Raw genomic sequence first — 7,318 nt, 5'->3', positions numbered from 1 at the left:
GTTTTGATCTATATTACCTGTTTATCTTGCACTTTTTTCTCCCTCGCGCCATCTAAACCTATGCCACGCAATATGTGATTGATTTTTCAGCAAGCCCTAACTACTCTAACATTTGCAGGCAGTGTCGTTTGTTCAGATATTTTCCGAAATATCCTTACATTAGGACTAAAAGATGTGGGTCTAGATTCTCCAATATTATCTAATTCTAAACGCAACTGACCATCTGCCGTGAGCTCAAAAATTGTCCTGGCAATAATTTTAGTTCCTACTAACATATCCAGATTCTTTGGTTGAGGAGCTAAGTTAATCTGATACTTCATTTCGGTAGCTGAAGTAGGTGTATCCAACAGAAATAACTTCCCTTCTTGTGTAAGAATTAATATTAAAGGCTGACCTGAAATTTTTGTTTGCCATTGACCTATCAATTTTTTAGCAACAGAGTTTTGAGGAATAGCAGTAGCTACAGAAGTTGAAAAAATTTTAGGATTGATTAGATTCCAGAATTCAAAGCCATCTAGCGCTAATAATACTGTCGAACCAGCACCAATTAATGCCCATTTCCAAGGTGCAAGGTTAGATTTTTTTTGAGTTAGAGTCATAGTAATTACTTTTGGGTAGTTAGAGCAGAGATTGACGATTAAATTGAAATTCAAGGATTAACTAAGGAGCAGACATAGTAAGAGTGTAATCGGTGTCTCTAATTTTTGACCGCACAAGAACAATGTAATTACCTACTCTTAAATTGCTTTTAATTATTCCGGGCTTTGAGTTGAGAGCAGATATATTGTCAAGTTGATATTGAATTACTCCAGTACCATTTTTATCTGAATATAAAATCATTTCTACTTCGCTATTCACGCCACCTAAAGACAGAGTAATGCTGCTGGGATTTGCTAGTTGAAAACTGTAAAATTTCTCTCGATTATTTAAACTAATACTGCCATTCTTAGAGATGGTTTTTTCTTCTAAATAACCAACATTTTGGATTTGGCTTGTATTGTTAATTATTTGAAGTGAATAGGGAGTTTCTCTAGCTTTCAATTTCACAACAATAATGTAACTACCCACACCCAATTCTTTTTGAATCATTCCTGTTTTTGACTTAATGGCAGATGTATTTTCAAGTTGATATTCAATTACTCCCGTGCCATCTTTATCTGAATATAAAATCATTTCTACTTCGCTATTCACATCATCTAAAAACAGGCTGATATTACTGGGATTATCTATCTTAAAACGGTAACGATTCTCTAAATTATTAGAGCTAACATTACCAGCGAAGGGGCAAGAACCCTCCAAAGAACCAAGGTTTGCGGTACTGCCATTTTGCTCTACTGTGCAGGGCTTCTCATCAACAGATACTTTTACTGGAGTTGGCGATGGCGAGACTGGCGCTGGAGTTGGCGATGGCGAGACTGGCGCTGGAGTTTGTGGTGCTGGAGAAGAAGTGGATGTTGGTGACGATGAAGGAGTAGGATCTGGTTTAGGAGACTCAGGTGGAGGGGGAGATTTAGGGCTGGGTGGTGGGGTTGGATTGTCTGGTAGATTATTATCACATTTCAGAAAACCAACATCCACACCTTTCAAATTACACAGTAGTGGGTCTCCAAAAAGAAAGGCTGCTAAAGCAATAATTGTGCCTGTAACACCTAGAACCCCTGTTATTGCTACCCAATGTACGCCACTACCACCGCTACCACCGCTACCACCTGATGACATTAATATTTCCTCTTATCCTAATAATTGTTGGTCTGTTACATTACTTTCTCAGTCCTGGACACATCAAGACCAAAGAAACCGGGTTTTTCACCTAATCTGCGGGCTATAACGAAGGATTATCGTAAAAAAACCTGGTTTCTGACCTCCCTTGCGTCCAGGACTATTTCTAATAACTAGCCTGATGTTCTTGAGAGCGACATCAAGCTAGTACCCTTGCTTTTTGCCAAGTTTCACCTAATCATCTTTTATATTGAGATCCTTAAACCAAAAGCTATCCAATATATCATTGCCAAAAAACAATCCTGTGAGCGCCCAACTTCCATCGGTATAGCGCGAGAATTTAGCTTCGCCCGGCCCGGAAAAATTTTTCTCCGTTATTGTGCCAAGAAAGTCTGTTTTAACTATTAAATTGGAAGCCTGTAATGTAGCTACAGCAGTATTATCGGGATTTTCGCGTACTCCTAATATCTGAATGGTTCCACTTCGAGAAGATTTCCATTTATTCACTATTTTTTCTGCTTTACTTGCAGATAGCGATTTATCTTGTTTAATTAAGTCACAACCCGTAGTTAAAGTAGACAATACTCCTACACTACCAAGGTAAGATAAGGCAATTAAACTGAATGTTACGAACTTTTGATTTAACATGAAACTTCCTATTACTCAGTTAATAGTCAGCAAAAATCAACCTAGACTAAGGTTTGGTACAAGACTTAAGGGTGAACACTTTTTGTAGTGATTACATTCCAGTTTAGCAAATACACATCAGTCTTAAGACATAAAAAAGTAATAAAAAAGTAATAAAAAAGTAATAATTAAGGGTATACACCAAGTGGTTAGACTTTTAGGACTTAGGCAGAAACCGGGTTTTTTTACGAAAATATTGCATCATAGCCTTTAATATCGGTGAAAAACCCGGTTTCTTTGGTATTGATGCGTCCAGGACTGACTATTGCGGTATAATCTAGTCAATCTAGTATTGCAAAGGTTTTAGGTGTGAGGAGACTTTAACACATGACTGTTGACGAAGCCATCACGATCGCAGAAACAGCCCTCAACTACGATCGCCTCAACAAAGTTCAAGAGCTAGTGTTTCGTCAATCCTGGGAAGGGCGGTCTTATAAAGAAATTGCAGCCAGTGCTGAATATGAATATGATTATATCAAAGATGCTGGTGCTAAACTATGGAAACTACTTTCAAAAGCACTAGAAGAAAAAGTTAAAAAAGATAATCTCAAGTCAGTATTGAAACGATACTTAGGACGAGGTAAAGTGAATCTACAGCGAAATCTAACCATCGAAGTTAATCTCACTGGTGCTAATCTCAGCGGAGCAAACCTCAGTGGAGCTAGATTATTCGCAAACTTAAATGAAGCTGATTATGTTCAAACAGACTTAGATAAAACAACAACTTCTGATAATGAAACTGAATTATCTGACTCAGAAAACGAAATTAACTGGAACGGTTTTCGCTTTCACTCCGACGCACAAGTGAAAATTGCCGAAATGCTCGATCGCACATCCACTCTCTTCATCCCCAACTCCCAACTCCGACTCGCAACACCGGAAGGTAGGCAGAATCTAGAAGCTGACTTTCTGATCTTCCACCAAAACAAGTTAGGGATGCTGAAAATTGACAGCGAATCATCGGATCAAAACGCAACAGAAGATGAAATGTGCGGGCTTTTCATAGATTCTGGCATCAGTCTTGTCAAACATTACGATGCTACCCGATGCAGCGAACAACCCGATCTAGTTGTACAGGAGTTTTTGGAAATATTAAGTCAGGCATAGCTATGATACCAAATCCTACCATAATATCCATTCTATTCTTCAGTCCGCGAAGGCGGACTTCGTTTGTGTAGTCGCGATTTCAATCGCCGACTGACTTTCGTTGGTAAAGATTACATCCTCATAGATCGCATCCATGCTAGTGCGAAAGTCAACACTAGCCAAGTGAATTTCGCTTCCTTGGGTGTAAGAATACAAAACCCACAACCCCTCAGCATTGCGGCGAAAACACTCAACCCGCTGCCGCTTTTGACTAATCAATACGTACTCCTGAAGCGTTTCTAACTCCTGATAGTCAGCAAACTTATCTCCGCGATCGAATCCTTCAGTTCCTGTTGACAAAACCTCGATAATTAAACAAGGATGTCTTTTAAAAGATTGAAATGCTTTGTCCCGTTCATCGCACGTTACCATCACGTCGGGATAGTAGTAAATATTCCTAGATTCAATCCTAGCTTTCATGTCTGACATATAAGCACGACAGCCACTACCCCGAACATGATTTCTCAACAATGCTAATAAGTTGCCGGCGACAGTCACATGAGCATCGCTTGCACCAGCCCTTGCATAGATTTCGCCCTGAATATACTCATGTTTAATCTGGCTGATTTCTTCTAATTTCAGATACTCTTCCGGCGAGATGTAATTTTGGCTTTGATTTGCAACCATTGGCTTTATATTGAGTTTTTTATGATACTAGATTCAGACCACTTCTATTGTACCAAACCCACTAGGATTTTTAAATTATTTGATCCATATTTTAACAAATAAGGTGGGCATTGCCCACCTTACTCTTAGTCCCACTCTGCTGGGACTTTGTTTGTCAGTCTTGCTGGATGCCGAGGCCAGAAACCGGGTTTCTTCCTAAATCTCTAGTTTAGAAAGCAAAGATTTTTGATAGAAACCCGGTTTCTTTGCACAAGTCCTGTTAACACATTCTAACCCCGATTCTTCTCCGACCAAATGCGGGTTGGTAGTCCCCAAACGTAGACAAATCCTTCGGCTGCTTTGTGATCGAATTCGTCCTCGGCGCCGTAGGTTGCTAAGTCGAAACTGTACAGCGAATTTTCTGATTTGCGGCCGACAATTGTGGCGTTTCCTTTGAACATTTTTAGGCGCACGGTTCCAGTTACTCGCTTTTGCGTGTCTAGAATAAATGCGTCTAAAGCTGTTTTTAAAGGGTTGTACCAAAGGCCGTTGTAAATCATTTGGCTGTAGGTTTCTTCGATGCCGCGCTTGTATCGCGTGACATCTGCTGTCAAAGTCAAACTTTCTAAGTCTCGGTGCGCGTGCATCAAAACTAAAATCGCTGGTGTTTCGTAAATTTCCCGCGATTTAATCCCGACTACACGGTTTTCAATCATGTCGATGCGCCCGACTCCGTGATTTCCAGCTATTTCGTTGAGTTGGGTAATTAGGGCGACTGGTGCTAATTCTTTGCCGTTTAAACTGACTGGTTTTCCGCAGTCGAAACCGATTTCGATGTATTCGGGTGTGTCGGGAGTTTGTTCGATCGCCTTTGTCATCAAAAATACCTCTTCCGGCGGTTCCGCCCAAGGATCTTCGAGAATGCCGGCTTCGATCGCCATTCCTAACAAATTGCGATCGATACTATAAGGTGAAGACTTCTTCACCGGCGACGGAATACCGCATCTTTCACCGTAGGCGATGGTTTCCTCGCGGCTCATTTTCCATTCCCGCGCTGGTGCTAAAATCTTAATCTTGGGATTCAGTGCGCCGATCGACACATCGAACCGTACTTGGTCATTTCCCTTACCAGTACAACCGTGGGCGATCGCATCCGCACCGTATTTTTCGGCAGCTTCTACCAACAATTTAGCAATCAGCGGGCGCGCTAGCGCCGTAGATAGCGGATACCGATTTTCGTAAAGCGCGTTAGCTTGAATTGCTGGGAAGGCATAATCTTTGACAAATTCTTCCGTAGCATCAATCACCAAAGATTCCGAAGCACCAGATGCTAAAGCTTTCTTGCGGATGGGTTCTAATTCATCTCCCTGTCCCAAATCCGCCGCCAGAGTAATTACCTCTTCGACTCCCCACTCCTTCATCAGGTAAGGAATGCAGACAGAAGTATCGACTCCGCCGGAATATGCTAGCACAACTTTTTTAGCGCGACTCATTGCTATTTACATCCTGAATTTAACTGACATCTTGCACCATTATCACTAAGCTTTTTAGGGCGGGCAAGATGCCCACCCCACCATAAAATTAAATTTTTGTGGAACAGGCATCTTGCCTGTTCTGGATAATGGTGCAAGATGTGATATTTAACCAACTTTGTATTATGCACCTAATTGACCTCGATTCTTGTCAGAAATAGTACAGATTTAGATATTCTTTTTTTGCTCAACTTGCCTATTTTTCTGAGGACTTGCTGCGAAAAATCTGCTACCGTGGGATACGGTAACTGTGGCGATGGGGTAAAGCCGTGTTTTTTAGTGTTGTGATTCCGACGTACAATCGTAAACCGATTTTGGCAAAATGTCTACTGGCTCTAGAAAATCAGCAGTTTGATAACATTGTCACAGATTATGAGGTGATTGTAGTCGATGACGGTTCGACGGACGGGACGATCGACTGGTTGGCCGCAGATGCTGAGTTTTTGCCGCACGTGCGATCGATCTGTCAATCTCATCAAGGCCCCGCCGCCGCCAGGAATTTGGGCGTTGAAGATGCTAAAGGCGAGACAATTATTTTTATTGATAGCGATTTAGTCGTTACAAAGGATTTTTTGCAAGCACACGCAGATGCTTTGCTACAGGCTTACAAAGATACTGATGCGGTTTTTACTTACGGCAGCGTGATTAATACTTGCAATTTCGACAATCCCACTGCCGAACCTTACAAAATAACTGATTTTTCGGCTGCTTATTTTGCCACGGGAAATGTCGGCATCGCCCGTCACTGGCTACTGGAAGCTGGACTATTTGACACTCGCTTTCAACTTTACGGATGGGAAGATTTAGAATTGGGTGTCAGGTTGAAAAAATTAGGTTTAAAATTGATTAAATGTCCGACTGCTGTTGGCTATCACTGGCATCCACCTTTTAGTTTAGAGCAAATTCCTGGGATGATTGACCGAGAAATTCAGCGCGGAAGAATGGGAGTTTTGTTTTATCAAAAACACCCCACTTGGGAAGTGCGGCTGATGATTCAAATGACTGTTTTGCACCAAATACTGTGGGGAGTTTTATCTTTGGGCGGGATGCTGAACGAGCGCACTATGAAACCTTTTTTGCAGTGGTTGATTGACCGAGGTAAGTCGCAGTTAGCTTTAGAAATTGCTCGAATTTTTCTGAATTGGTATAATGTCAAAGCCGTGTATGCTGCTTGCGATGAATTGCACGCTCCTACAAAGATGCCATAGATCGTGCCATTTTAGATTTTAGATTTTAGATTGATATTGACTGATGAGTAAGCTGTACGGCATTTAAATTGTAGATTTCAAGGCCCTATTCCCTACTCGTCAAATCCTCTCCTCCTTTAAGATCGCAGACAATCTAGATGCTGTACAGGCGATCGCGCCAACGCCTCAACAAAACTTAAGATACGGTAGCAGGTTGTCAGGCTCGATTTGCTTGCCGTGCAGAGCCAGTAGATATACTTAAAAACAAACATTGAGCAACTAGCCCAATAGTAGCGAAACCGCGTTCTAATCACTGTTTGAATTTTATATTTAATGAAATTTGCCGGATTTATGCCTGATTTGAGGAATATCGGCTGTTTTCTCGATCGCCTGCAATAATTTGCTGAAACAAAGAATTAAAGATGCAGACATTTTTGATAG

General features: G+C 41.3%; 7 protein-coding genes. 2 read left to right on the top strand and 5 right to left on the bottom strand.

Translation table 11 applies throughout. The annotated features are described in order from the left end of the window. Positions 1-86: 86 nt before the first annotated feature. The 3 genes from JGK11_RS24345 to JGK11_RS24335 form a co-directional block, all read right to left on the bottom strand. Positions 87-599, bottom strand: a complete 513-nt coding sequence (locus JGK11_RS24345) for a hypothetical protein (RefSeq protein WP_293213196.1) — start codon at positions 597-599, stop codon at positions 87-89. 61 nt (positions 600-660) lie between these two features. Continuing rightward, the gene (locus tag JGK11_RS24340) at positions 661-1,719 is read right to left on the bottom strand and encodes a hypothetical protein (RefSeq protein ID WP_293213194.1); all 1,059 of its coding nucleotides are present in this window, start codon (positions 1,717-1,719) and stop codon (positions 661-663) included. A 234-nt stretch (positions 1,720-1,953) separates the two neighbouring features. Continuing rightward, on the bottom strand, positions 1,954-2,367 hold the full coding sequence (locus JGK11_RS24335) for a hypothetical protein (protein WP_293213192.1): 414 nt from the start codon (positions 2,365-2,367) through the stop codon (positions 1,954-1,956). A gap of 366 nt (positions 2,368-2,733) precedes the next feature. On the opposite strand from JGK11_RS24335, the gene JGK11_RS24330 reads away from it, so the two are divergent. Further along, positions 2,734-3,513: a pentapeptide repeat-containing protein gene (locus tag JGK11_RS24330; RefSeq protein ID WP_293213190.1), complete on the top strand. Its 780-nt coding sequence runs from the start codon at positions 2,734-2,736 to the stop codon at positions 3,511-3,513. A gap of 39 nt (positions 3,514-3,552) precedes the next feature. Here the strand turns inward: JGK11_RS24330 and JGK11_RS24325 are convergent, their stop codons facing one another. Further along, the gene (locus JGK11_RS24325; protein WP_293213188.1) at positions 3,553-4,179 is read right to left on the bottom strand and encodes a Uma2 family endonuclease; all 627 of its coding nucleotides are present in this window, start codon (positions 4,177-4,179) and stop codon (positions 3,553-3,555) included. A gap of 269 nt (positions 4,180-4,448) precedes the next feature. Continuing rightward, complete coding sequence (locus JGK11_RS24320; protein WP_293179989.1) at positions 4,449-5,651, bottom strand: argininosuccinate synthase; 1,203 nt, start codon at positions 5,649-5,651, stop codon at positions 4,449-4,451. Between the two features lie 308 nt (positions 5,652-5,959). Between JGK11_RS24320 and JGK11_RS24315 the strand changes: the two genes are divergently transcribed. After that, the gene (locus tag JGK11_RS24315) at positions 5,960-6,898 is read left to right on the top strand and encodes a glycosyltransferase (RefSeq protein WP_293190123.1); all 939 of its coding nucleotides are present in this window, start codon (positions 5,960-5,962) and stop codon (positions 6,896-6,898) included. Positions 6,899-7,318 lie beyond the last annotated feature (420 nt).

This window comes from Microcoleus sp. PH2017_34_RAT_O_A (assembly GCF_020737885.1).
In the GTDB taxonomy this organism is placed as follows: domain Bacteria; phylum Cyanobacteriota; class Cyanobacteriia; order Cyanobacteriales; family Microcoleaceae; genus Microcoleus.
Note: the sequence above shows the minus strand (reverse complement) of the source record. Positions and strands in the feature narration are given on the sequence as shown.